Genomic DNA, 21885 nt, shown 5'->3' on the forward strand with positions numbered 1-21885 from the left:
ATTCCGGGAAATGCGATTCTCGATCTTGCTAAGGATAACGAGAGAGGCTTCCACGGTTTACCGTTTGGGGGCCTTTTTCTTCTGCGGTTTAGTCTCCATCAGTGTTGGGCTTTGACCGCCTGTACTCGTCGTACAGATGATCCATTTGGCTCGAAAGCCAGTCGCTGAAGGGTTTCGCTTCCACGCTCGAAAGCTCGATCGCCACCTTCTTCGACTTGGCACTCATTGAGAAACTCAAAGACTTGTCATTTGACATCCAAGACTTATTGGATTCGACAGGCTTCAGAGTTTTAGCGGAGGACTTGGCTTTATAGCGCTTCAGGTAGCCGTGAAGCGCATCAAACCGCTTTTCCTCCGGGATCGTCAGAAAATCAGGCGTCGCAGCGTGATCGGTGGCCACCCGACGCAGGGCAGGGGCAAGCAGCATTTGTCGCAAGCTTAACCATTTGTCTCTGCCGATCTTTTTGGAAGCTCCAAGCACCTTGATGACAGGCTCAGGGACGGTTTCGATTACTCCAAGCATCTTGGAAAGCATCGCTTCGTCAATCGCCAGCGACGATCTGACGACATCCTTTCCCATCCCGGCTGCAATTAGATTCTGTGCGAAGTATGCCCGCTCAATGAAGGACAGGTTCGAGCGTGCAGAGTTCTCCTGGCCCTGTGCGATGGCCGACGTAATGTCATCTAGCTTCTTGACGACCGCCTTGACGGGGATACCTAGTTCCTCGGCAACTCTCCGGCGGCGATGTCCGAACACGACCATGTATCGCTGGCCGTCCCCAATGGGGCGCACGAGGATCGGCGTGGTTTGCCCGGCAGCTCGTATTGCCGACTTTAGCTCCTGATACTCTTCGTCGTCGTCGGAAAGTCGGTCAGCTACCAGTGAAACGTCAAGCGATCGCGGATCTAAATCCACGATCACTTCACCTTCCATAAGCTTTTTGGTGTTCTCCGCGAGATCCTCTATTGACCGCACGACAGTCTTGGCAGCACCAGTCATAGCGTAGCCAGGCTTCACCGGCGACTTTCCAGCAGGAATGGACGAGAGATCTAGTTTTGCGAAAGGGTTCTCACGTGACATAGCGGTCTCCCCTTGTGCTGTTCAACTCCGATAAGAGATTGATCCGCCGATAAAAAGCTGGAAAAAAAACGGCTGACAAGTTCATCACTTTCGCCCCCACACGCTGTGGATTAACTCCACGATCTCGCCGTTTGTCGAGTTAAGGCTCTCAATTGCTCGATCGTATGTCGATCGCACGAAGTCTCCGCGCTCAACCTCATACAACGTCTGCTTCTTGATCGAGGCATCTGAAATCGCGGTTGACTTGAGCACATGATTTCTCAGCATATGCTGAGCAAACATTGACTGCATAAAGCCAACCATCTGAGCCTGCGGAATATCGGTAGGCTCGAACCGCGTGACAAGATAGCGAAACCACTCGATTCGGATTTCTGCTCCAGCCTCCGCCACTGGGGTCAATATACCACCGAGCATCATCAGAAACTGGCTCATCGACATGATATCCAGCATCTGAGGGTGGATCGTGATCAAAATGCCCGTTGAGGCCATAAGGGCCGTGATTGTCAGATAACCCAGCTGAGGAGGGCAGTCGATGACAACGACGTCATAACGGTCGTCGACGGCCTTCAGCGCATTGGCAATCCGCATATGGAAAAGCCGGCCTTCGTCACCTTTTTTCGATGAAATCGCGAGCGGGACGTCATATTCATATTCCTGTAGAACCAGGTTCGCCGGGACAACGTCGAGGCCCGGAATGTTGGTGGGCTGAATGACCTCCTCAATAGATTTCTTCCCTTCATCGAAGCGAAGAGCTTCATAGAGAGAGGAGGTCTCATCGAGCTCGGGCTGGATACCAAATAGCGAAGTCAGGGATGCCTGGGGGTCGAGGTCGATGGCGAGGACACGGTGGCCGGTCAAAGCAAGATACTGCGCAAGATGGGCTGCCGTCGTCGTCTTGCCACTTCCACCTTTGAAGTTCACGACAGAGACGACCTGCATGGGCTCGCCGGGACGTCGCTTTGGGAGATAATATCGCTTGTCCGACTTTTTGTTCGCCTCGAGGTATTCCCGAAGTTCCAGCATTTGAGCAGCTGTATAGAAGCGGCGACCACCGACTGACTCAATTTCCGGGCCTTTTCCCTCGGAATGAATCTGTCGAAGATGGCTCTGAGTTACCCCCATGAAATCGGCGACCTCGCCGATCTGAAATTTGCGAAGTCCCTTCCGGGCGTCAGGCGGGTACTGCTGGCTACGCAGCATATGCAGAGCGCCCGAGATCTTCGAACCCTGCTCGGCGATTTCCAGATCAAAACGGTTCGGCTGCGGCTGGCTCATTTTGCAAACTGTTTCCTGAGTGGCTCAACTTTCAAAAAAATGGCGCTTTGGCCATAATTTTCGCAACTATCTCCCGATTCTGAATACCCCGCAAGGAATTTAAAGTTAACAAAGTCTCAACATGTCAGCTCCAGCAGGAATCGCTAATGGATAAATTCTCATTTTTCCACGCAAATTCAGCGACGTAACCCAATGCAAGGCTCTCACCAAAAAAGCGATTACCCATATTTTTGCTGGTTCGTGACTCACTCGCGTGACCCAACTTCCTTCGGGTCTAGCAGTTAGAAGTGGCGTCGGCAGCTACCACTTTTGGCAGTAGATCGAACTTCTCAGCACCGGCAAACCTCCTTGCGTCACCAACGCAAGGGAGATTTGCTCGATGCGCGTCGTCGCCATCAAGAACCCACAGAACGAAGCTGAACAGTGCCTCATTCACGAAATGCACCGGCTCCGTGCGCGCGTTTTCCGCGGCCGACTGGCTTGGAAAGTCCGTTGCACATCAGGTCTTGAAATAGACAGCTTCGACAAGCTAAGCCCGACATACATCCTTTGCCTCGACCGCACAGGGACAGTGATCGGATGCGCGCGCCTGCTGCCAGCCGCAGGCGGCACGATGGTGGAACAGGTGTTCCCTCAGCTCCTGGGCACCGAGAAACTCCCAAAGCACAATCGGATGATCGAAAGCTCCCGGTTCTGCGTCGATACAAACGCCGCTGCCGAGCGGGAGCAGGCGGGCCTCCACTCGGCGACCCTCGCCATGTTCGCCGGTATCGTCGAGTGGAGCATTCTGCATGGCTATCAAGAAATCGTAACCGCCACGGATGTCAGACTCGAGCGCATCCTCCGTCGGGCAGGTTGGCCGCTAAGCCGCCTCGGCCCACCTGCCCAAATCAACGAAACGAAGAGCGTCGCCGGTCTGCTGCCCGCAAACTGGGTGAGCTTCGATCGACTTCGCCCCAGCATCTATTCGTCGAGCTTCTCACTCCATCGACAGGAAGCGGCCTGATCATGCTTAGCACCCCAAACCGCTCACTCCCTCGCCTCGTCAGCAAGCTGCAGAACGCACTAGGAGATCATCTGTGCATTGCGCTCGACGACCCGAGTGTCGTTGAGATCATGCTCAATCCAGATGGTCGTCTATTCATCGAGAGGCTTGGCCACGGCATGACAGCCGCTGGCGAGATGACACGCTCGGCCGCCGAGACCGTTATCGGAAGCGTCGCCCATGTTTTGAACTCCGAGGTCGACGATGCTCGGCCGATCGTTTCGGGAGAACTGCCGATCGGCGGGCACCGTTTCGAGGGATTGCTGCCACCGGTGGTTTCCGGACCATCTTTCACGATCCGTCGTCGCGCGTCGCGTCTCATACCGCTTGATGACTATGTATCCAGCAAGGTGATGACTGCAAAGCATGCGGAGGTCATTCGAAGCGCCATTGCCTCTAAGCTTAATATTCTCGTCGCCGGCGGCACCGGCTCGGGAAAGACGACCCTCACCAACGCGATCCTGGCGGAGATCATATCGAGCTCTCCCGATGATCGGCTCGTCATTCTGGAAGACACAGCCGAGATCCAGTGCGCCGCGGACAATGCAGTCAGCCTTCACACCAGCGACGCCGTCGACATGTCGCGTCTACTGAAAAGCACGATGCGCCTTCGGCCGGATCGGATCATCGTCGGCGAGGTCCGCGATGGCGCAGCGCTGACCATGCTGAAGGCCTGGAACACCGGGCACCCAGGAGGGGTCGCAACGATCCATTCAAACAGCGCACGCTCCGCACTCCAGCGTCTTGAGCAGCTGACCGCCGAGGCCAGTCACCAGCCTATGCAGGCGGTCATCGGAGATGCGGTCGATCTGATCATCTCGATCGAACGAACGGCCAAGGGCCGGCGCATCAGCGAAATCCTTCATGTCACCCGCTTTGCAGGCGGCCAGTACCAGACCGAACCATATGCAGAGGAAAACTGCGATGCAGCATAAGAGATCACTCCTGCCTCTTGCCGTGATGGCCCTTTCTATCGCAGCCGTTACTTCCCCCGCTTTCGCCAGTTCAGGCGGGAGCCTTCCATGGGAAGGACCTCTCGAACAAATCCAGGAATCCATCACCGGCCCAGTCGCAGGCTACATTGCTCTTGCGGCTGTCGCGATCGCCGGCGGCATGCTGATCTTTGGCGGCGAGCTCAACGATTTCGCCCGCAGGCTGATGTATGTCGTTCTGGTGGCCGGCATTCTGCTTGGCGCCACAACCATCGTCGGCCTGTTCGGCGCCACCGGTTCCTCGATCGGCTTGCCGATGGAGCAAATCACCTTCCTTGCTTCGGGCGATGAAGGGGAGGGGGGCTTATGAGCCTCCACCGCAATCGCATTCATCGCGCGCTATCACGGCCGAACCTTTTGATGGGCGCCGACCGCGAGCTGGTGCTGATCACCGGGCTCGCCGCCGTGATCCTGATCTTCGTCGTCCTGACGGTCTACTCGGCGCTCTTCGGTGTGGCCGTCTGGATCGTGATTGTCGGCCTGCTTCGCATGATGGCCAAGTCTGACCCGCTGATGCGGCAGGTCTATGCCCGTCACATTTCCTACAAGCCCCACTACCGGCCAACGGCCGCGCCGTGGCGAAGATACTGAGGTGTCCTGATGGTTGCCCTCAAACGATTCCGCGCGACCGGTCCCTCGTTCGCTGATCTGGTTCCATACGCCGGCCTGGTCGACAACGGCGTCCTGCTGCTGAAGGACGGCAGCCTGATGGCTGGCTGGTATTTCGCGGGTCCGGACTCCGAAAGCGCCACCGACCTCGAACGCAACGAGCTCTCCCGGCAGATCAACGCGATCCTGTCGCGTCTGGGGACGGGCTGGATGATTCAGGTCGAGGCCATCCGGGTGCCGACAGTCGACTACCCCACACCGGACCAGTGCTATTTTCCGGACCCTGTCACTCGTGCGATCGACGCCGAGCGCCGGAGCCATTTCGGGCGGGAGCAAGGGCATTTCGAGAGCAAGCATGCGATCATTCTCACCTACCGGCCGCTCGAGTCGAAGAAGACCGCGCTCAACAAATATATCTATTCGGACGAGGAGAGCCGGAATAAGTCCTACGCCGACACTGTCCTGTTCGTGTTCCGCAACGCGATCCGGGAAATCGAACAATACCTGGCCAACACCCTATCGATCGCCCGCATGCAAACCCGCGAGGTCCGCGAGAGGGGAGGGGAGCGGGTCGCACGCTATGACGACCTCATGCAGTTTGTTCGATTTTGCATTACGGGGGAGAGCCATCCGGTTCGCTTGCCGGAGGTCCCGATGTATCTCGACTGGCTGGCGACGGCGGAGCTGGAGCATGGCCTGACGCCGAAGATCGAGAACCGGTTCCTCGCCGTTGTCGCTATCGATGGCCTGCCGGCGGAAAGCTGGCCCGGCATCCTCAACAATCTCGATCTGATGCCGCTGACCTACCGCTGGTCATCGCGGTTCATCTTCCTCGATGCGGAAGAGGCGCGCCAGAAACTCGAGCGCACGCGAAAGAAATGGCAGCAGAAGGTTCGACCATTCTTCGATCAGCTCTTCCAGACCCAGAGTAGATCGGTCGATCAGGATGCCATGACGATGGTCGCCGAAACCGAGGACGCCATCGCCCAAGCCTCGTCCCAGCTCGTCGCCTACGGCTATTACACACCCGTCGTCATCCTGTTCGATGAGGACCGTGAAGCGTTGCAGGAAAAGGCCGAAGCTATACGCCGGCTGGTCCAGGCCGAAGGCTTCGGAGCTCGCATCGAGACCCTGAACGCGACAGACGCGTTTCTCGGAAGCCTCCCCGGGAACTGGTACGCGAATATCCGTGAGCCGCTGATCAATACGCGCAATCTGGCGGATCTCATTCCGTTGAACTCGGTATGGTCGGGCAATCCGGTGGCGCCGTGCCCCTTCTATCCGCCGAACTCACCGCCGCTGATGCAGGTCGCTTCGGGCTCAACGCCGTTTCGCCTCAACCTGCATGCCGATGATGTCGGCCATACCTTGATTTTCGGGCCGACGGGCTCTGGGAAATCGACCCTTCTCGCTCTGATCGCCGCGCAGTTCCGTCGCTACGAGTTTGCCCAGATCTTTGCCTTCGACAAGGGCAACTCGTTGCTCCCGCTGACGTTCGCTGCCGGAGGCGATCACTACGAAATCGGCAACGATCAGAACAGGGAGGGAAGGGCGCTGGCGTTCTGCCCGCTCTTCGACCTTTCAACAGATGGCGATCGCGCCTGGGCGACCGAGTGGATCGAAATGCTCGTCGCCCTGCAGGGCGTCACCATCACGCCCGATCATCGTAATGCGATCTCGCGCCAGATCGGGCTGATGGCGACAGCGCCCGGAAAGTCGCTATCGGACTTTGTGAGCGGCGTGCAGATGCGCGAGATCAAGGATGCGCTCCATCACTACACGGTCGATGGTCCGATGGGACAGCTTCTCGACGCGGAAGAGGACGGCCTGACGCTTCGGGACTTTCAGTGCTTCGAGATCGAGCAGCTCATGAATATGGGCGAGCGTAATCTGGTGCCCGTTCTCACCTACCTCTTTCACCGGATCGAGAAGCGGCTGGACGGCTCGCCTAGCCTGATCCTCCTCGACGAGGCCTGGCTGATGCTCGGGCATCCGGTTTTCCGCGACAAGATCCGGGAATGGCTGAAGGTTCTCCGCAAGGCCAATTGCGCCGTGGTTCTGGCGACCCAGTCGATCTCCGACGCCGAGCGGTCCGGCATTATCGACGTGCTCAAAGAATCCTGCCCGACCAAGATCTGCTTGCCGAATGGCGCCGCGCGCGAGCCTGGCACGCGCGAGTTCTATGAGCGGATCGGGTTCAACGAGCGCCAGATCGAGATCGTCTCGGGTGCCATCCCCAAGCGCGAATATTACGTCGCCACGCCAGACGGACGGCGGCTCTTCGACATGTCGTTAGGGCCAGTGGCGCTGAGCTTTGTGGGCGCATCCGGAAAGGAAGACCTGAAGCGCATTCGCGCGCTGAAGGCGGAACACGGCCAGGACTGGCCTACCCATTGGCTTCAATCGAGAGGAGTTCACGATGCCACGTCGCACCTCAACGTCCAGTAACTGGATCGTCGCAACGATGACCGCGGCAATCGCGCTTTACCCAGTTGCATCAGGCCATGCGGGATCTGCAACGGGCGCGGCTACCGAATGGACGCAGCTCGCCAACAATGCCCAACTCATCGACCTTCTGAAAAGCTCTGGCCTGCAGGTCGATAACCAGCTGACGCAGATTACCCAGCTCGCGGAACAGATTCAAAACCAGCTGAAGATCTACGAAAACATGCTGCAGAACACGGCGCAGCTCCCTGATCATATCTGGGGCCAGATCGAGAGCGGTCTAAACCGTCTGCGCAGCATCGTCGATCAGGGGCAGAGCATCTCGTTTTCGATGGGCAATGCAGACGACGTCCTTCAGCAGCGGTTCAAGAGCTATGCGGATCTGAAGACCAATCTGCCCAATGCCGAATCCTTCTCGAGCACCTACCAGTCCTGGTCGGACACAAACCGGGACACGATCGGCAGCACGCTGAGGGCGGCGAGCCTGACAGCGGATCAGTTCGACACGGAAGAAGGCACGATGAATTCGCTGCGATCGATGTCGGAGTCGGCTGACGGCCAGATGAAGGCCCTCCAGGTCGGACACCAGATCGCCGCTCAGCAGGTTTCCCAGATGCAGAAGCTGCGCGGCCTGGTTTCCCAGCAGATGACGATGATGGGGACGTGGCTCCAGACCGAGCAGACGGACAAGGACCTCGCGCAGGCCCGGCGTGAGAAATTCTTCAATGCCGACGTTACCACGATCCCGAGTGGCCAGAAGATGGAGCCACGCTGGTGAGCCGCCCGGTCCTCGTCACGGTGCTGGTCATGGTCGCTGCGGCGGCTTCCGCCACCACCTTTTATTTCGTCCAGGAAAACGCCCCGGCATCACCCGAGATGAGCGAAGAGCAACGTGCCAACCGCGATAAATTCTTCGGCACATCCAAGGAGCTGCCCCCGATCGAAAAAGGTCAGGAGATGCGGCCGAGATGGTGAAGCGAAATCTTGAGCGGGCTTTCGTGCTCGGCGGCATAGCCTGCCTGGTCCTCGCCACCCCAGCGTTCGCGCAGCAGGGACAGGTTCTGACAGAGCTTGAAAACCAGGTTTCTGCTGCCGCGAAGGGATGGGAGGCCACCATAATGGACGCGGCAAGGTCGCTGTTCTGGATCCTTGCCGGGATCGAGGTCGGCATCGCCGCCGTCTGGCTCGCTATACAGGCCTCATCCCTTGAAAGCTGGTTCGCCGAACTCGTCCGACGGATCATGTTCATCGGCTTCTTCGCGTTCGTTCTAACCCAGGGACCAACGCTTGCGAGGGACATCGTCAACAGCCTCTATCAGATCGGCGCTGGCGGCGGATCGGCCTCGCCGGCCGAAGTGTTCGATGCCGGTATACGGGTGGCTTCGCAGATGTCCGCGCAGGCGAAGTTCGGGGTGTTCGAGGACAATGCGCTTGCGATCGCCGCCGTCTTGGCGATGGGGGTTGTGGTGATTTGCTTCTCGCTCGTGGCCGCAATCTTCGTCGCGGTGATGGTCGAGATGTATGTCGGACTACTCGCCGGCATGATCATGCTCGGCTTGGGCGGCTCGTCCTTCACCAAGGATTTTGCCGTCCGCTATCTGGTCTATGCCTTCGGCGTCGGCATGAAGCTCATGGCACTGGTCATGATCGCGAAGATTGGTTCGGAAGTCCTCCTCGGCCTAGCGCAAGCGCCGATAGCGGAAAGCGATCAGTTCATCACGGCACTGGCGATCGCCGGTATTTCAGTCGTGGTGTTTATCATCTCAATGTACGTGCCAACGATTATCCAGGGGGTCGTTCAAGGCGCGTCTGTCTCTGGCGGAATGGAAACTATCCGCCACGGTGGACAGGCCGCATCATTTGCACTTGGAGCGGCCTCTCTAGCCGCCGGCGCCGTCGGAGCCGGAGCCGCGGCAGCCCAATCCGCCCGGGCTGCAGGATCCTCTGTTGCGGGCGCAGCGCTTCGGGGCATGGGCGCCGGGATCGGGTCGGCCGGAAAAGCAGCCGGGTCGGCCGCCAAGGAAAAGGCGATCGGTTCGCCCGGAGCATACGCCGGCTCGATCATGGGGCTTGCCAACGCCAAGCTCGATCAGAGCCGCACGGGACAAAGCGGTCCCAAAACGCCGCCAGAACGCAACGACAAGTAATCACCAGGAAGGCAGAAATCGATGGCAACAAACCGGCCACCCGACAACCCTTACCTTGCCGCGCGGCAGGAATGGACGGAACGATATGGATCCTATGTCCAGACCGCCCGCGCATGGCGGATCGTCGGCATTCTCGGACTTTCGATGGCCGTGGTCGGCTTCACCTATGCCATGTATCTCAGCACACAGGTCAAGCTCGTGCCCTACATCGTCGAGGTCGACAAGCTCGGCACCTCGGTAACGGCAGGCTTCCCCCAGCAGATCGAGTATGCCGATGCCCGCGTCGTCCGTGCGACACTCGGCAACTTCATCACCAGCTTGAAGTCGATCACGCCCGACGCGGTGGTGCAGAAGCAATACATCGACCGGACCTACGCGCTTCTCAGGACGTCCGATCCTTCGACCCAGAAGATCAATGCCTGGTTTCGCGGCAATTCGCCGTTCGAAAAGGCCAAGACATCGACAGTCGCCATTGAGGTCAACAACATCGTGGCGCTGTCTAACCAGACCTACCAGATCGACTGGACCGAATACGAGCGCGACCGCAAGGGCAAGGAAATCGGCACGCGCCGGTTTCGCGGCATCGCGACTGTCGCGCTCACCGCGCCACAGGACGAGGCGATCATCCGCCTCAACCCGATCGGTCTTTATGTCCAGGACTTCGACTGGACCGCACAGCTTTAAGGGCAGGGGAATTCACATGCACAAAACAGGATTAATCGCGGCCGTCGGCTGCATGGCCGGGCTCGTCCTTGCGGGCTGCGCGATGGCACAGAGCATGACGTCGAACGAAGTGAAGGGGACCAACATTTCGCGGAAATGGCGGGGCACGCCGGGTCTGGTAACGACCGGTCCCGATGGAAAGGTTATTTTCCTCTTCGGCGAGACCCAGCCCTCCGTTGTGTGCTCACCGCTTCAGGTCTGCGATATCGAGCTGCAGGGTGGCGAGATCGTCCGCGATGTGCTTGTCGGTGACACTGTCCGTTGGAAGGTCGAGCCGGCGACGTCAGGTGCAACCGGCGGGCAGGCGATCCATCTGATCGTCAAGCCGTCGGAGGCCGGCCTCGTGACGTCGATGGTCGTCACGACCTCGCGGCGAACCTACCATATCCAGCTCAAGTCCCATCCCAGCCAGTACATGGCCCGGATCGGTTTCGAGTATCCGGAGGATGTTTCGACCAAGCTGGCCGACATCAATGCCAGGCTCGAGACCGGCATTCCGGGAGCTGCCCCCGACAAACTGAACTTCTCTTACTCAGTCAGTGGCGGAGCTTCTTGGCGGCCGAAGCGCGTCTATTCCGACGGAACCAAGACTTACATCCAGTTCCCCCGGTCGATCTCAGGCCAGGACGCTCCGGTGCTGTTCGTCGTCAGCGGCGGCCAGAACCGTATCGTCAACTACCGTATGAAGAACGACATGATGATCGTCGACTACGCCGTCGACAAGGCCGTACTCGTCTCCGGGGTCGGTTGGCGCCAGCAGAAAATTACGATCAGGAGGGGAGGCTGACGATGAACAAGATCATTGCCGCCATCATCATCACCGCCGTTCTTTCCGGTTGTCAGACTGCGGATGAAACTCTAACCACCAGTTCCACCCCAATTGCCATCACTGGCTCCACCGCAAGCGCGATCGCCGGCGACATGGCAAGCCGCCTTGCCGAACAGGTCGGCCCGGTTGGCGCCACGACGCTGAAAATGGAGAAGGACGCCTCCGAATATGCCGCCGCGCTCGAGGCTGCTCTGAAGGGATGGGGATACGCGGTCATTACCGACGGCAAAGTTGGCAAGGATCAGAAGCCCGTCGAGGTTGCGTGGTCGATCGACAGCTTCGACGGACAGGTCCTGGCGCGGATCAGCACCCCGACAATCGCGCTCGGTCGCGCCTATACCGCGACATCAGCCGGCGCAACGCCCGCCAGTCCGCTTTCCATCATGCAGCGAAACTGAGGGGAGGGGAGACCATGGTTCAATCGCTCCAGCTCGGCACGGCGGGCAATGCTGACGATCAACAGAGCATGCGACGCCTCAATCGCCTGCCAATCATCGTCGCGATCGTCATCATCGTTATGTTCTTCGGCGTCGTCATCATCGGCCTGTCATGGCGCGGTCTCTCCTTCAACCGAGGAAGCGAGCTCGACAACAGCTCCGCGTCTCCGGCGACCACGTTCGGCGATCAGCTGAAACGAGGCGTGACGGACGGGATCATAGGAGAACCGGATCAACGCGAAGTGTTTCAGCCGACGCCTGTGGTTGTCGAACGCGAGCCGGTGAAAGAGGCCGTCATAGAGCGGCAGAATGAAGTTCGGACCGAACGGCGATCGCAACTCGAGCCGGAAGCTGAGTGGAAAGCGCGGCTTAAGCGGGAACAGGACGAGCAGATTCTCCGCGAAGCGCAGCGTCAGAGGATGGCAAGCCTCCAGGCACGGGCAACAGCGCTCGATTCTCCGCTCAAGGTTGACGTTTCCGAGGTCCAGAAGAGCGCTTCCGAAACCAGGACCGACGCCCGCCAACCGCTCAATGCCACGACGAACAGTGCATCCGACCTTTACAGCGCTGCGATGAAGTCCGGTTTACTCGGACAGAACGTCGATCAAAACGGGCAGACGTCGAAGGAGGATTTTTTCAATCAGGACATCAAGGATCTTGGTTACCTGCCGAACCAGGTCGTCCCGCAATTCTCGCCCTACGAGTTGAAGCGAGGATCCGTTATCCCTGCCACGATGATCACCGGCTTGAATTCGGATCTTCCCGGCAGGATTTCAGCGCAGGTCAGCCAGAACGTCTATGACAGCGCCACCGGCTACCGGCTGCTCATCCCTCAGGGATCGAAGCTGTTCGGTCGCTACGATTCCAAGGTGTCGTTCGGGCAGGAGCGCGTGCTAGTCGTCTGGACCGACCTGATCTTCCCAAATGGCTCGACACTTCAGATCGGCGGCATGGCCGGCACGGATGCCGAGGGATACGGCGGCTTCAAGGACAAGGTCGATCGGCACCTCTGGCGCACGTTCGGCTCTGCGGCGCTCATTGCCATCATCGGCACGGGGATCGACATGTCGATGCCGGAGAGTTCGACGTTCGCCACGCAGGATACGGCTTCAGATGCAGCGCGGCGGAATTTTGTCGAATCGTTCGGCCGTGTGGCGGACCAGGCGATCTCAAAAAATCTGAATGTACAGCCGACTATCAGGATCCGGCCGGGGTACAAATTCAACGTGCTCGTTGATCAAGACATAATTTTCCCCGGTTCATATCGACAATAGAATAGACCTTGGCGCGAATCGGTGATCATCCGCTTAATTGAATCGCGATGACGCTTCACAATCTTGCGTAGGTAAGTTCTTTTTCTTAATAATCGACTTTAGGCGAGCACAATGGTGTGCTCTGCCTCCGTTTCGGAGCTACCAAGCCCTCGACAAAGGGCAATGCCACTTATGATTGCAACCTCGTTGCGTTCATACCTCATTGATAGGAGGCCATGAATTGAACCAATGGTTTGAGCGTTTGACCGAACAGGTCGCCCTGGCACATGACGAAGCCACGGTGAAGGCGACACTGGAGAAGCTAAGCCGAGAAGCTGGTTTTGGCGCATATGCCTACCTCAATCTGCAGGCGGAGACGCAAACGGCGATCTCAAACTATGACCTCGACTGGCAGCAGCGGTACTTCGACAAATCCTACGCTCTGATTGATCCCGTCGTGAGCAACGCGCGCGATCAGTTGGCAGCCTTCGCGTGGTCCAACAAAGCATCGCTCAGAATGAGCAAGGAGCGCAGGAACTTCTACGGAGAGGCCGGGGAGTTCGGGATTCGATCCGGTATCACGATCCCGATCAAAACGGGATTTGGGCGGATGGCGATGCTTACCTTGGCTTCGGAAGAGGCAGATTTCGCCATGGGGCAATCGCTGAACCCCGTGCTTGCCGCTTCCGCGGTCGCGCAACTGCACTCGAGGTTGGAAGGTCTTCGAGCGAAGCCAACACATCACACCCCAATACGCATGAAATCTGATGAACTGACCTGCTTGCGCTGGTCTGCCGAAGGCAAGTCAATGAAGGCCATCGCCATCATCGAGAACACGACATATGCCAATGTCGCGTTCTTCCTCCGCAACGCCAAATCGGCCTTGGGCGCGACAAGCTTGCCCCAGGCAACCGCAATGGCCAAGGAACTAGGCCTGATCTAGCTCAGTGGCCCTTTGATTTCGGCATGTCCGGAATGTAGCCCAGAATGTCGAGAAGCGTTGACACGACCGTCTGCTGCGCGTGGACGGCAATCATCGCAGCGATATAGGCCTGACTTGTCTCGCGCGCCGTTTCCAAGTCAGTTGCGGCATCGACCCGCACTTCGAGCATGACGGCGTCATCGCGCAAACGACGATGTTTCTCGATCTCGCGCACGACGTGGCGTTCAATCTCTTCGGGCGACTGGTCACTCATCAATCCGATAAGTGGGCGCAATATGAGTTTGGTATCAGACACAGGCCCGTCTGCACTTGCTTTGAACATTATCGGTCCAATTACCGCCCATATGCTGCCGGTGTAAACCTTCTTTGGAACGAGGTATCCGCGAGGGTAAATCGGTTTAGATCTCAATTACATATTATAGTTGATAAACTTAAAGTATGTAAATGCCGATCTTCCGCGTATGGATATGCGCAAGCTGGTCGGCCGGAATTTCGCCCGCCTCCGTCGGGAAAAAGGCCTGACGCAAGAGGACGTGGAAGCGCGTTCCGGCTTTAGCCAGCAATACCTGAGCGGCCTCGAACGGGGGACGCGAAATCCGTCCATCGTTACCCTCTATGAAATCGCCCAGGCGCTCGGAGTAAGCCATGTTGAACTCGTCACGCCCGACAATGGAACTGGGGATCGCACTGTCCCTTCGTGAGGCCACAAACGCGATCGAGCTTGTCACAGGTGTCTGCGGCGGTGAGCCTGTGTTCAGGGGCAACCCCGTGTTCCGGTTAGAATAGTTGCAGCCATGAGAAGCCAGCGCGCGACCACAGGGGATATCGTTGCAGGTTACCCGTCGCTCACGGTTCGCATGGTCGAGCTTGCAGAGATCTGGGACGACGGCACACACGGTAAGCAGCCGACCACCCAAACTTTCGGACCTTGGTGCTACCTTAAACAACGCAAATCGCTTCTCGCTGCCGCACCCACCAGGCAAAACCTCATAAGCCTCACAAATCCACTTCACATCGACCACAAGATTGAGAGGGGCGCAGCCTGCAGACGTTCGGCAAACGGCGTGATGCGGTCATGATCATGAAGGACGAGCCCACGCACGAAACGGTCACCGACCGCTGCCTGCAACTGACGTAACCCGCGAAAATCATCGGCCTTAACGGTCGCAGACGCTTTCACTTCAATACCGATGATTCGCCCGCGCCGGTCCTCAATCACCACGTCGACCTCATCCAGATCTTTTGTTCTGTAATGCGAAAACGTCACGCGTCTCTCGGACCAGGATGCCAGCTTCATCAGTTCGGAGACGACGAAACTCTCTAGCAGGGCGCCAAATCGGGTCTTGTCGCCGGATAGCCTGGCCAGTTCGTCTTCGCGCAAAGCCGCCAAAAGTCCTGTATCGATGAAATGAAGCTTTGGCGTTTTGACAAGCCGGCTGAGCCGGTTGTTCGACCATGGCACCAGAGTTTTGATAAGGAATAGCCGCTCTAAAATGGCTATGTATTTCTGAGCGGTGACGCCGGACAATCCCAGTGCAGAACCAAAGCTGCTATTGTTGATCAATTGGCCGGCATGTTCCGCAAGGATGTTCAGGAGGCGTGGCAAACGATCGAGCTGATCGATGTTGGCAATGTCACGCACGTCGCGATCCAGGATAAGAGTAACGTAGTCTTCGAGCCACGAGACGCGCCGGGCTGATGTGGTTCGCCTCAAGGCTTCAGGATAACCGCCCGCCAGAACCATGCTCATCAATTCCTTGCCCAGAACAACCTCACCCTCTAGGGCCGGTTCATCCCCCGCAAACAGCCTGTCGAGCATGAGGCCCGGACTTGATCGGATTTCGGCCTGCGCAAAAGGAAGAAGCGGAATGACTGCCATTCGGCCGGCCAGAGAGTCAGCAATAGTCGGAATGGTCGCGAGATTGGCGGAGCCCGTTAGCAGAAACCGTCCCGGCTCCTGATCGGCATCCACGCTCGCCTTGATTGCAAGCATCAGATCAGGGGCTCGTTGGACCTCGTCGATAACCGCTCGCTTGATCCCTCGTATAAACCCTGTGGGGTCGGCTTTAGCGGCATTCAGCGTACCCGCATCATCCAATGTGATATATGGCCGATCGCTATCCGAGAACATACGCGCAAGCGTGGTCTTGCCTGCCTGCCGCGGTCCAGATATCAGAACGACACGGGTGTCGGCCAGAGCTGCCTCCACGAGAGGCAAGGCTTTACGATCAACAAGGGGCTTAAAATTCGGGTGATCAGTCATGCGGCCATTCTTAACTCAATGACCGGCCAATTTAAAGCGAGATGCCGTCCATTTTTAATCTAACAAACGTCCGATCTTAAACAACATCACTTCTGGCCCCCGATCCTCGTCAGATCGATCCGGATACCAGCGTCGTCGGGTTTGATCGGATGTTCCTCCGGCATTTCCGAGTATCCACCCTCCTCAACTTCGGCAACACCGTCACTCTCGAGCGCTAGCCGTTGCACGACCGCGCCACCCGGATCCTCAGCCTGAAACACGCTCTCCCCCTCGAACTTGCCAGTCCGCCAGGCGTGAATCGCGTCATCCAACAGCTGCGGGAAAACCTCTTCCCTCGTCTGATTTCCGTACCACTTCGCAACGATGCGTAGGATCTTGGCGAACATCGCTGTGCCCATTCGCAGATTGGCGCAGGGATCGACGAGAGCCACCTTCATCTCCGACGCGTCCTTCACCCCGATGCCAGCCGGGATCTGGGTGAGGCCAACCCGCACGATAGAGCCAGCAATGTTCTCACGGACGATCTTGATCGCTTCCTCGGGTGTTTTCGGTTTGGGAATGAGGATCAGACGGCCACCGGACTTCACCGTGATGGCAAGCGGATCGTCGGAACCGACCGCCTGGACGAACTGCTCGACGATAGCCGGCTTCAACGAAGGATCGGCACATTCCTTGATCAACGCAGCATCCAGCATGCGAGCTCCATGTTTCAGATGTTGAATGAAATGACGAGAGGAAGATCGAACAGGCGGGCCCATGCCTCGCTGCTCGCCCGCTGAATGTCGATGATTGACGTCCCCGCAGTCCACCAGCCGTTTCCGACTGCGATGATGGCGTCAGGGCGGTGGAAGGCCGATTGCAAAACCGGCCAGACGAGGAGTTGTTCGTAGCAGATCAGCGGCGCGACTTTTGCGGTGGCGACCCCTACGACGGGATTGGCGAAGAAATGTGCCCGCGCGCCAGCGTCATCCCCATCACCGCCACCAATCCAGCCTCGCCACGGCTGCCACATCGAACCGGGCACCGGCATTCGCTCCCGATAGAGAATCTCCGTTTTCCCAGCGGATATCGTCACGAGCACGTTGTCGTAGCCGCGACCATCGATGAGTGCCGCTCCAGCGATGACCGTGATATCGGTCCCGGTGAGCCCTTTTTCCCAGAAGCGAGCAACCGTCGGCGTCCAGAAACCGAGAGCACTTTCCGGTAGCGCGACCGTTGTGCCAGGCGGTTGGACGCGAGCAACGTCGATCAGCTCCTGTTGCCGCTGGAGGCCAGCTTCGCGTCCGAGAGATGCGCCCATTTCGAGGTCTACACCTGTCCACAGCGCAGGTAGAATCGGCGGCGTCCAATCAGCGGCGGACCAGATCCAGAAGCCTGTCATGACTATCACTGCAGCCGGCTGATAGTGCGTCGTCATCATGCCCAGGCCGGCGGCCATCGCACCCAAACCCCACCATCCCCAGCCGGGAAACAGAACGCCCGCCGCGGTGATCGGATGCGCCCATCCCAGAATGCCGAATGGTGGAACCGCCATTACAAAACACGCAGCCATGTATCGGAGCTGCTTCTGCCATCCCTTACGATCCGACCAAAGCACCGAATGGACGGCTACGAAGGCTGAGGAAGCAACCAGCCAGAGCACGAGACCGGGCGAGATATCCAAAGAATAAAAGTTGGCCACGCTCTGTGGCAGTCCACGCGATGCGGCGAGGAAGTATGCTGCGGAAACTGCCGTCGCTTGGAGGCGCGTACGCGCCATAGACCAGAACATGGGAAAGGCCCCTGCGACCGGGAGGAGCAACACATCACCGCTCCAGCCGATCCAGCCGGCGGCGATCGATAGTGTCACAAGCACACCCGTTCGAAACAGCTCACGGCGCATAGGTCCATACCTCTCGCGCCAGTCCGAGGATGCCATCCATCGGCAGAGGACCGAAATATCGGCTGTCGAACGAACCCGGGAACTGGGAATGCAGAAAGACCGTGCCAGGCGGAACGACACCACCGTCATAAGCTGTCATCTCGCGCCCTTGGCCATCCATCCGGAAAACCCTCGAATGAGGTAGGAGGCGACCATCGACACGCACGTCGTCACTGATTTCGATCGCCTTTCCGGACGTCGCCACAACGGTCTTGATAAGCGGCGCCACGCGTCCGGCGCAGAGGCCGAAGCGCAGATACCCACGCGCACGCGCCTCACGCATCGCGTCAGTGTTCGGTGGACAAATGAAGACCAAATCGCCAACCAGGATCGGCCGATCGGGCTGAACGATCCGCCATAGGCCTAGGGGCGCGCTTGGTGTGAGATTGATCCTGAAGCCCTGACCTGCGAACAGCACAATGAGGCCAAGCGTAAAAAGGCTAACGCTGCTGATCCGGTAAAACCAGACAAGCCGCTTCATGCGCCGGAGCACTTTATGTCGATGGCGCATCTTCATTTGAGGGTGAGCCCCTGAGATTTGGTCGGACGCAGTGTCTCAGCCTGCTTGAGTGCCGTCACACTGCGTTCATGGGCGGACAGTTGCTGCACCGTCCGCATCGTATTCCAGGCCTGTTGCACCTCACTCTTCTGGGCGGCATTCATTCCTGACGTGACCCGCTGATAAGCCTCGCCATTGGCGTCCTTCGCTGCCTGGGGCAAGAAGGTTCTCTCGCCGAAGCGCTCGATGACCGCCTTGGCGAAACCTTCAAGTTCAGCCTTCACCATCTTGTCGGCGAGTGTATATTCGAGGCCAGAGGGCAGGTCATTTCGGTCGATGGCATCACGCACTCGTTCAAGAACGCTTTTCGCATTGGACGAGAGAGCGGGGATCTCCAGCGCAACCTGCCTACGCACCGCAAGCTCCTTGGCGTGATTTCGCCGTTCGGCGTCGCCGCGTTGACGGAGATAGTCGCTGATGCTTTCGGCGAGCGGCGTCACATTTTTGAGCGCCCGGTCCCGATCCAATTTGTCCGCACGGCTCGCGAAGACACCGGTCTTTCCTTTCAAGGAGCCGAAGGCTTCCGGCTCTGCAGTGATACGTGAAAGCGTCTTCGCCGCGGTCGCCGGATCGCTCAACATCGCATCGACATTCGCCGCCTTGAACGCCGCTTCGGGCTGCGCGTAAACGTGGTGGAAGCGCATCGAGACTTCCTCCCACTGCTTCTTCAATGCCGGATCGGATGCAAGCTTGTCCTCGACTGCCTGATCGATCGATTTCGGAAATGTGGTGATACCGGACACCATGGGCTTGGCCTCCTTTGCTGAAGTTCGAATTGTGCTAGTCGTCGACGTTGCGAAACCGAGCCTGGCGCCGAGGGCTGCAAGCCGGCCGGCGAGATCGACAAATTTTTGCTTCTGCCGAGCCGTCCATTCGAGACGATCGCGCGCAACCGTTCTGGCGACGTTGACGATGTGAAGGCCCCGCGCTTCGGCAAAGCGTAGCGCTTGGCGGTAGATGCTACCGCCGGCATAGTCGAGCGTCGTTTCCTTGGAATTTTTGCGCGAAAGGATTTCCACCAGTCCTCCAGCCTTGGCGAAAGATAGGCGGCCGTAATAGACGCCAAGATCCTCACGGTGGCGGGTCATCGCCACATAGGTGAGGTGGCGATCGAGAGACAGGGACGCGAGCACCTTGACCCGGTCAACGGTTGCACCCTGGCTCTTGTGCACCGTGGTGGCATAACCATGATCGACATTGTTGTAGAAGCGCTGCTCGACGATAACCTGGCGCAGGTGCTCACCCTCGCCGATGACAGCGACGATGCGACCAGGTGCTGCTTCCGCCACCTTGCCCAGCATGCCGTTCTTGACACCGATCGAGCCCTCGTTCTTCAGGAAGACAATCTGGTCACCGGCTGCAAAGTTGCGATTGCCATCGGCGGTCTTGAACACAAATCCCTGCTCAATAATGCCGCGTTCGATCAGTTTGGCACGCGCCAGTTCATTCAGCATGCGGACATCACGGCGCAAATGCGCCAGGATCAATGTAGACTTGGCAGGATGGTACTCTCGGTTCCAGTCGGCGATGAGGTTGTTGACCGCATCAGTCTTCAGCTCGGAGCCGATCATCTTGCCATTGGAATGATAGGCTGCGACGGCTTTGCCGACATTGCCGCGCGCGAGATCAAGCGATGCGTCGCGCATCCATTGCTCACGCTGACGGTAAATCGTTTCGAGCTCCGCATAGCCGATGCGATCGGCAATGGCGCGGAAGGCAGCACCCGCTTCGATCGGCTGCAACTGTTCCGGATCGCCGACAAGCACGAGCTTGGCGCCGGCTCTGGTGATGGTCTCAACGAACATCGCCATCTGCCGCGAGGAAACCATGCCAGCCTCGTCAAGAACGAAAACGGTCTTCTCGTTGAGCGTCCCGCGACCTTGGCTCCAGCTGAGCTCCCAGGATGATAACGTGCGCGAGACAATACCCGCTTCCTTCTCCAGACCTTCTGCGGCCTTGCCGGCGAGCGCACCACCGACCACGCGATAGCCGGCCACTTCCAATGCCTCGCGGGCCGCCTTCATCATCGTGGTCTTGCCGGCGCCGGCGCGGCCGATCACGGCGGCAATACGCTCATCACCGGCCACATGTTCGATCGCGGCCTTTTGCTCGTCCGACAGCCGTTCGTGGCGCGCGAACGTCGCCTCAAGCACTGGTTTCCGGACGCCATGCGACGAACGCTGGGACAGCCAGATTGCCCGGTTGGCCATCTCGGCTTCGAGCCGGATCAGTTCACGTGTCGTGTATTTTGCCGACGCACGGACCCCGGTCACAAAATCGAGCCGTTCGCGATCGAGCCGCAGGGACTCGGGATTTTGCATGATGCGCGCCATCAAGCTTTGGAAGAGACCGGCATCATCGATATAGCGATGCAGGATCTTGGCGACATCGCGTTCGTCGAACACGCTCTTCTCCCGCGTAATCAGGTCGAGCACGAGTTCCGGTTTGCGCTGGATCTTGCGGGCATTCTCTGCCCGCCGCGCCTCCTGCAACTCCGACCGTTCAAGCGCAGCTTTCTCCTCCGCAGGTCGATTCCCACTGGCTGCTTTCCTCTCGATCGCCTTCGTGCCAACGCCAAGATGGATCGTCGGCGTCAGGTCGATGCCCTGCTTTTCGAAGGAACGGCCATCAATCCTGATATCGAGACCGGCAAGTGCCAGATGCCGGTTCTGGCAGGCGAACCAGCCGTCGCGAAACGCGTTGAAGTTATCGAGCCCACCGGCCCAAAGCTCATAGACGATCTTGCCGCGATCGTTACGCGACACTTTGCCGTCCGGTCCCGTGACCGCCACCTTCTTCGAACCGAAACCGTCTTCGGTCAGCGGCCGCAACGTTGTCATTAGGTGGATATGCGGATTGCCCGGTGCATCGTGGAAAACCCAGTCAGCCACAATACCCTGAACTGTGATGTGGCGCGCCACAAAGTCCCTGATAAGCTCGATGTTCTGCTCGGCTGAAAGTTCGATCGGCAGCGCGATTGTTATGTCCTTGGCAAGCTGCGCATCCGACCGTTTCTCAAACTCTTCGACCTTGTTCCAGAAAGCTTCCGACGAACCGGACACAGACCGATCGGCAATCAAAGATTGCAGCCACTCTGGTGCGTCACTGGGAATGACAAATTCCTCATGCAGCAGGCCCTGCTTGCGGGTGTAATCGATCGTCCTGGCTTCCCGCTCATAGTCCATCTTGGCGCAATGCCGATAAGCCGCCGACAGCACGGCGCTGCGGCCGGAGCCGCGTGCAACGATGCTGACTGAGAAATGCGGGACGGCCATGACCAGGCAAGCTCCTTGGATCGAACAAAATCAATGTGTTCGTCAGGAGCGGAAGGCCCCTCCATGGCCGGGAAGCAGAGCGTCGCAT

At 58.4% G+C, this 21885-nt stretch carries 22 protein-coding genes; 14 read left to right on the top strand and 8 right to left on the bottom strand.

Annotated elements, in window-relative coordinates; translation table 11 throughout:
* Positions 1-88 precede the first annotated feature (88 nt).
* Positions 89-1081: a plasmid partitioning protein RepB gene (gene repB / locus F3H95_RS25145; RefSeq protein WP_143126527.1), complete on the bottom strand. Its 993-nt coding sequence runs from the start codon at positions 1079-1081 to the stop codon at positions 89-91.
* Positions 1082-1165: 84 nt separating this feature from the next.
* On the bottom strand, positions 1166-2356 hold the full coding sequence (gene repA, locus F3H95_RS25150; RefSeq protein WP_143126526.1) for a plasmid partitioning protein RepA: 1191 nt from the start codon (positions 2354-2356) through the stop codon (positions 1166-1168).
* Positions 2357-2735: 379 nt separating this feature from the next.
* On the opposite strand from repA, the gene traI reads away from it, so the two are divergent.
* From traI to F3H95_RS25215, 13 genes are all read left to right on the top strand, one after another.
* Positions 2736-3362 (top strand): acyl-homoserine-lactone synthase TraI, encoded by a 627-nt coding sequence (gene traI / locus F3H95_RS25155; protein WP_149747968.1) that lies wholly within the window; start codon positions 2736-2738, stop codon positions 3360-3362.
* Between the two features lie 2 nt (positions 3363-3364).
* The gene (gene trbB, locus F3H95_RS25160; protein WP_149747969.1) at positions 3365-4336 is read left to right on the top strand and encodes a P-type conjugative transfer ATPase TrbB; all 972 of its coding nucleotides are present in this window, start codon (positions 3365-3367) and stop codon (positions 4334-4336) included.
* Positions 4326-4703: a TrbC/VirB2 family protein gene (locus F3H95_RS25165; protein WP_149747970.1), complete on the top strand. Its 378-nt coding sequence runs from the start codon at positions 4326-4328 to the stop codon at positions 4701-4703. The genes trbB and F3H95_RS25165 overlap by 11 nt, the downstream gene beginning before the upstream one ends.
* Positions 4700-4984 carry a conjugal transfer protein TrbD gene (locus F3H95_RS25170; RefSeq protein WP_149747971.1) on the top strand — a complete coding sequence of 95 codons (285 nt, stop codon included), beginning with the start codon at positions 4700-4702 and terminating at the stop codon, positions 4982-4984. The genes F3H95_RS25165 and F3H95_RS25170 overlap by 4 nt, the downstream gene beginning before the upstream one ends.
* 9 nt (positions 4985-4993) lie before the next feature.
* A complete protein-coding gene (locus F3H95_RS25175) occupies positions 4994-7450 on the top strand; it encodes a conjugal transfer protein TrbE (protein ID WP_149747972.1) in 2457 nt (818 codons plus the stop codon).
* Positions 7422-8225 (top strand): P-type conjugative transfer protein TrbJ, encoded by an 804-nt coding sequence (gene trbJ, locus F3H95_RS25180; protein WP_149747973.1) that lies wholly within the window; start codon positions 7422-7424, stop codon positions 8223-8225. Before F3H95_RS25175 ends, trbJ begins: the two co-directional genes overlap by 29 nt.
* Positions 8222-8422 (top strand): entry exclusion protein TrbK, encoded by a 201-nt coding sequence (gene trbK, locus F3H95_RS25185; protein WP_149747974.1) that lies wholly within the window; start codon positions 8222-8224, stop codon positions 8420-8422. The genes trbJ and trbK overlap by 4 nt, the downstream gene beginning before the upstream one ends.
* Positions 8416-9594, top strand: a complete 1179-nt coding sequence (gene trbL, locus F3H95_RS25190; protein ID WP_149747975.1) for a P-type conjugative transfer protein TrbL — start codon at positions 8416-8418, stop codon at positions 9592-9594. The genes trbK and trbL overlap by 7 nt, the downstream gene beginning before the upstream one ends.
* Before the next feature lie 21 nt (positions 9595-9615).
* The gene (locus F3H95_RS25195) at positions 9616-10278 is read left to right on the top strand and encodes a conjugal transfer protein TrbF (RefSeq protein ID WP_149747976.1); all 663 of its coding nucleotides are present in this window, start codon (positions 9616-9618) and stop codon (positions 10276-10278) included.
* Between the two features lie 16 nt (positions 10279-10294).
* Positions 10295-11104, top strand: coding sequence for a P-type conjugative transfer protein TrbG (trbG, locus tag F3H95_RS25200; RefSeq protein ID WP_149747977.1), 810 nt, complete (start codon positions 10295-10297; stop codon positions 11102-11104).
* A 2-nt stretch (positions 11105-11106) separates the two neighbouring features.
* Positions 11107-11544 (top strand): conjugal transfer protein TrbH, encoded by a 438-nt coding sequence (trbH, locus tag F3H95_RS25205; protein WP_149747978.1) that lies wholly within the window; start codon positions 11107-11109, stop codon positions 11542-11544.
* 14 nt (positions 11545-11558) lie between these two features.
* A complete protein-coding gene (trbI, locus tag F3H95_RS25210; protein WP_149747979.1) occupies positions 11559-12857 on the top strand; it encodes an IncP-type conjugal transfer protein TrbI in 1299 nt (432 codons plus the stop codon).
* A 220-nt stretch (positions 12858-13077) separates the two neighbouring features.
* Entirely contained in the window at positions 13078-13779 is a 702-nt protein-coding gene (locus tag F3H95_RS25215; RefSeq protein WP_244618135.1) for an autoinducer binding domain-containing protein, read from the top strand.
* A 1-nt stretch (position 13780) separates the two neighbouring features.
* Here F3H95_RS25215 and F3H95_RS25220 read toward each other — a convergent pair whose 3' ends face one another.
* On the bottom strand, positions 13781-14101 hold the full coding sequence (locus F3H95_RS25220; protein ID WP_149747980.1) for a transcriptional repressor TraM: 321 nt from the start codon (positions 14099-14101) through the stop codon (positions 13781-13783).
* A gap of 139 nt (positions 14102-14240) precedes the next feature.
* Between F3H95_RS25220 and F3H95_RS25225 the strand changes: the two genes are divergently transcribed.
* On the top strand, positions 14241-14480 hold the full coding sequence (locus F3H95_RS25225) for a helix-turn-helix transcriptional regulator (protein ID WP_143126513.1): 240 nt from the start codon (positions 14241-14243) through the stop codon (positions 14478-14480).
* A gap of 308 nt (positions 14481-14788) precedes the next feature.
* Here the strand turns inward: F3H95_RS25225 and F3H95_RS25230 are convergent, their stop codons facing one another.
* The 5 genes from F3H95_RS25230 to traA form a co-directional block, all read right to left on the bottom strand.
* Positions 14789-16042, bottom strand: coding sequence for an ATP-binding protein (locus tag F3H95_RS25230; RefSeq protein ID WP_149747981.1), 1254 nt, complete (start codon positions 16040-16042; stop codon positions 14789-14791).
* Positions 16043-16128: 86 nt separating this feature from the next.
* On the bottom strand, positions 16129-16737 hold the full coding sequence (locus F3H95_RS25235) for a TraH family protein (protein ID WP_149747982.1): 609 nt from the start codon (positions 16735-16737) through the stop codon (positions 16129-16131).
* A gap of 14 nt (positions 16738-16751) precedes the next feature.
* Positions 16752-17924 carry a conjugal transfer protein TraB gene (locus F3H95_RS25240; protein WP_149747983.1) on the bottom strand — a complete coding sequence of 391 codons (1173 nt, stop codon included), beginning with the start codon at positions 17922-17924 and terminating at the stop codon, positions 16752-16754.
* Complete coding sequence (gene traF / locus F3H95_RS25245) at positions 17914-18474, bottom strand: conjugative transfer signal peptidase TraF (protein ID WP_244618139.1); 561 nt, start codon at positions 18472-18474, stop codon at positions 17914-17916. Before traF ends, F3H95_RS25240 begins: the two co-directional genes overlap by 11 nt.
* A 2-nt stretch (positions 18475-18476) precedes the next feature.
* A complete protein-coding gene (gene traA / locus F3H95_RS25250; RefSeq protein ID WP_149747985.1) occupies positions 18477-21797 on the bottom strand; it encodes a Ti-type conjugative transfer relaxase TraA in 3321 nt (1106 codons plus the stop codon).
* Positions 21798-21885 lie beyond the last annotated feature (88 nt).

This window comes from Rhizobium sp. RU35A, assembly GCF_900156005.1.
GTDB lineage: Bacteria > Pseudomonadota > Alphaproteobacteria > Rhizobiales > Rhizobiaceae > Neorhizobium > Neorhizobium straminoryzae.

Excerpts from the sequence above, each read along its gene's own strand:
- repB (WP_143126527.1), bottom strand. The coding sequence starts at position 1,081 with ATGTCACGTGAGAACCCTTTCGCAAAACTAGATCTCTCGTCCATTCCT.
- repA (WP_143126526.1), bottom strand. The coding sequence starts at position 2,356 with ATGAGCCAGCCGCAGCCGAACCGTTTTGATCTGGAAATCGCCGAGCAG.
- traI (WP_149747968.1), top strand. The coding sequence starts at position 2,736 with ATGCGCGTCGTCGCCATCAAGAACCCACAGAACGAAGCTGAACAGTGC.
- trbB (WP_149747969.1), top strand. The coding sequence starts at position 3,365 with ATGCTTAGCACCCCAAACCGCTCACTCCCTCGCCTCGTCAGCAAGCTG.
- F3H95_RS25165 (WP_149747970.1), top strand. The coding sequence starts at position 4,326 with ATGCAGCATAAGAGATCACTCCTGCCTCTTGCCGTGATGGCCCTTTCT.
- F3H95_RS25170 (WP_149747971.1), top strand. The coding sequence starts at position 4,700 with ATGAGCCTCCACCGCAATCGCATTCATCGCGCGCTATCACGGCCGAAC.
- F3H95_RS25175 (WP_149747972.1), top strand. The coding sequence starts at position 4,994 with ATGGTTGCCCTCAAACGATTCCGCGCGACCGGTCCCTCGTTCGCTGAT.
- trbJ (WP_149747973.1), top strand. The coding sequence starts at position 7,422 with ATGCCACGTCGCACCTCAACGTCCAGTAACTGGATCGTCGCAACGATG.
- trbL (WP_149747975.1), top strand. The coding sequence starts at position 8,416 with ATGGTGAAGCGAAATCTTGAGCGGGCTTTCGTGCTCGGCGGCATAGCC.
- F3H95_RS25195 (WP_149747976.1), top strand. The coding sequence starts at position 9,616 with ATGGCAACAAACCGGCCACCCGACAACCCTTACCTTGCCGCGCGGCAG.
- trbG (WP_149747977.1), top strand. The coding sequence starts at position 10,295 with ATGCACAAAACAGGATTAATCGCGGCCGTCGGCTGCATGGCCGGGCTC.
- trbH (WP_149747978.1), top strand. The coding sequence starts at position 11,107 with ATGAACAAGATCATTGCCGCCATCATCATCACCGCCGTTCTTTCCGGT.
- trbI (WP_149747979.1), top strand. The coding sequence starts at position 11,559 with ATGGTTCAATCGCTCCAGCTCGGCACGGCGGGCAATGCTGACGATCAA.
- F3H95_RS25220 (WP_149747980.1), bottom strand. The coding sequence starts at position 14,101 with ATGTTCAAAGCAAGTGCAGACGGGCCTGTGTCTGATACCAAACTCATA.
- F3H95_RS25225 (WP_143126513.1), top strand. The coding sequence starts at position 14,241 with ATGGATATGCGCAAGCTGGTCGGCCGGAATTTCGCCCGCCTCCGTCGG.
- F3H95_RS25230 (WP_149747981.1), bottom strand. The coding sequence starts at position 16,042 with ATGACTGATCACCCGAATTTTAAGCCCCTTGTTGATCGTAAAGCCTTG.
- F3H95_RS25235 (WP_149747982.1), bottom strand. The coding sequence starts at position 16,737 with ATGCTGGATGCTGCGTTGATCAAGGAATGTGCCGATCCTTCGTTGAAG.
- F3H95_RS25240 (WP_149747983.1), bottom strand. The coding sequence starts at position 17,924 with ATGCGCCGTGAGCTGTTTCGAACGGGTGTGCTTGTGACACTATCGATC.
- traF (WP_244618139.1), bottom strand. The coding sequence starts at position 18,474 with ATGCGCCATCGACATAAAGTGCTCCGGCGCATGAAGCGGCTTGTCTGG.
- traA (WP_149747985.1), bottom strand. The coding sequence starts at position 21,797 with ATGGCCGTCCCGCATTTCTCAGTCAGCATCGTTGCACGCGGCTCCGGC.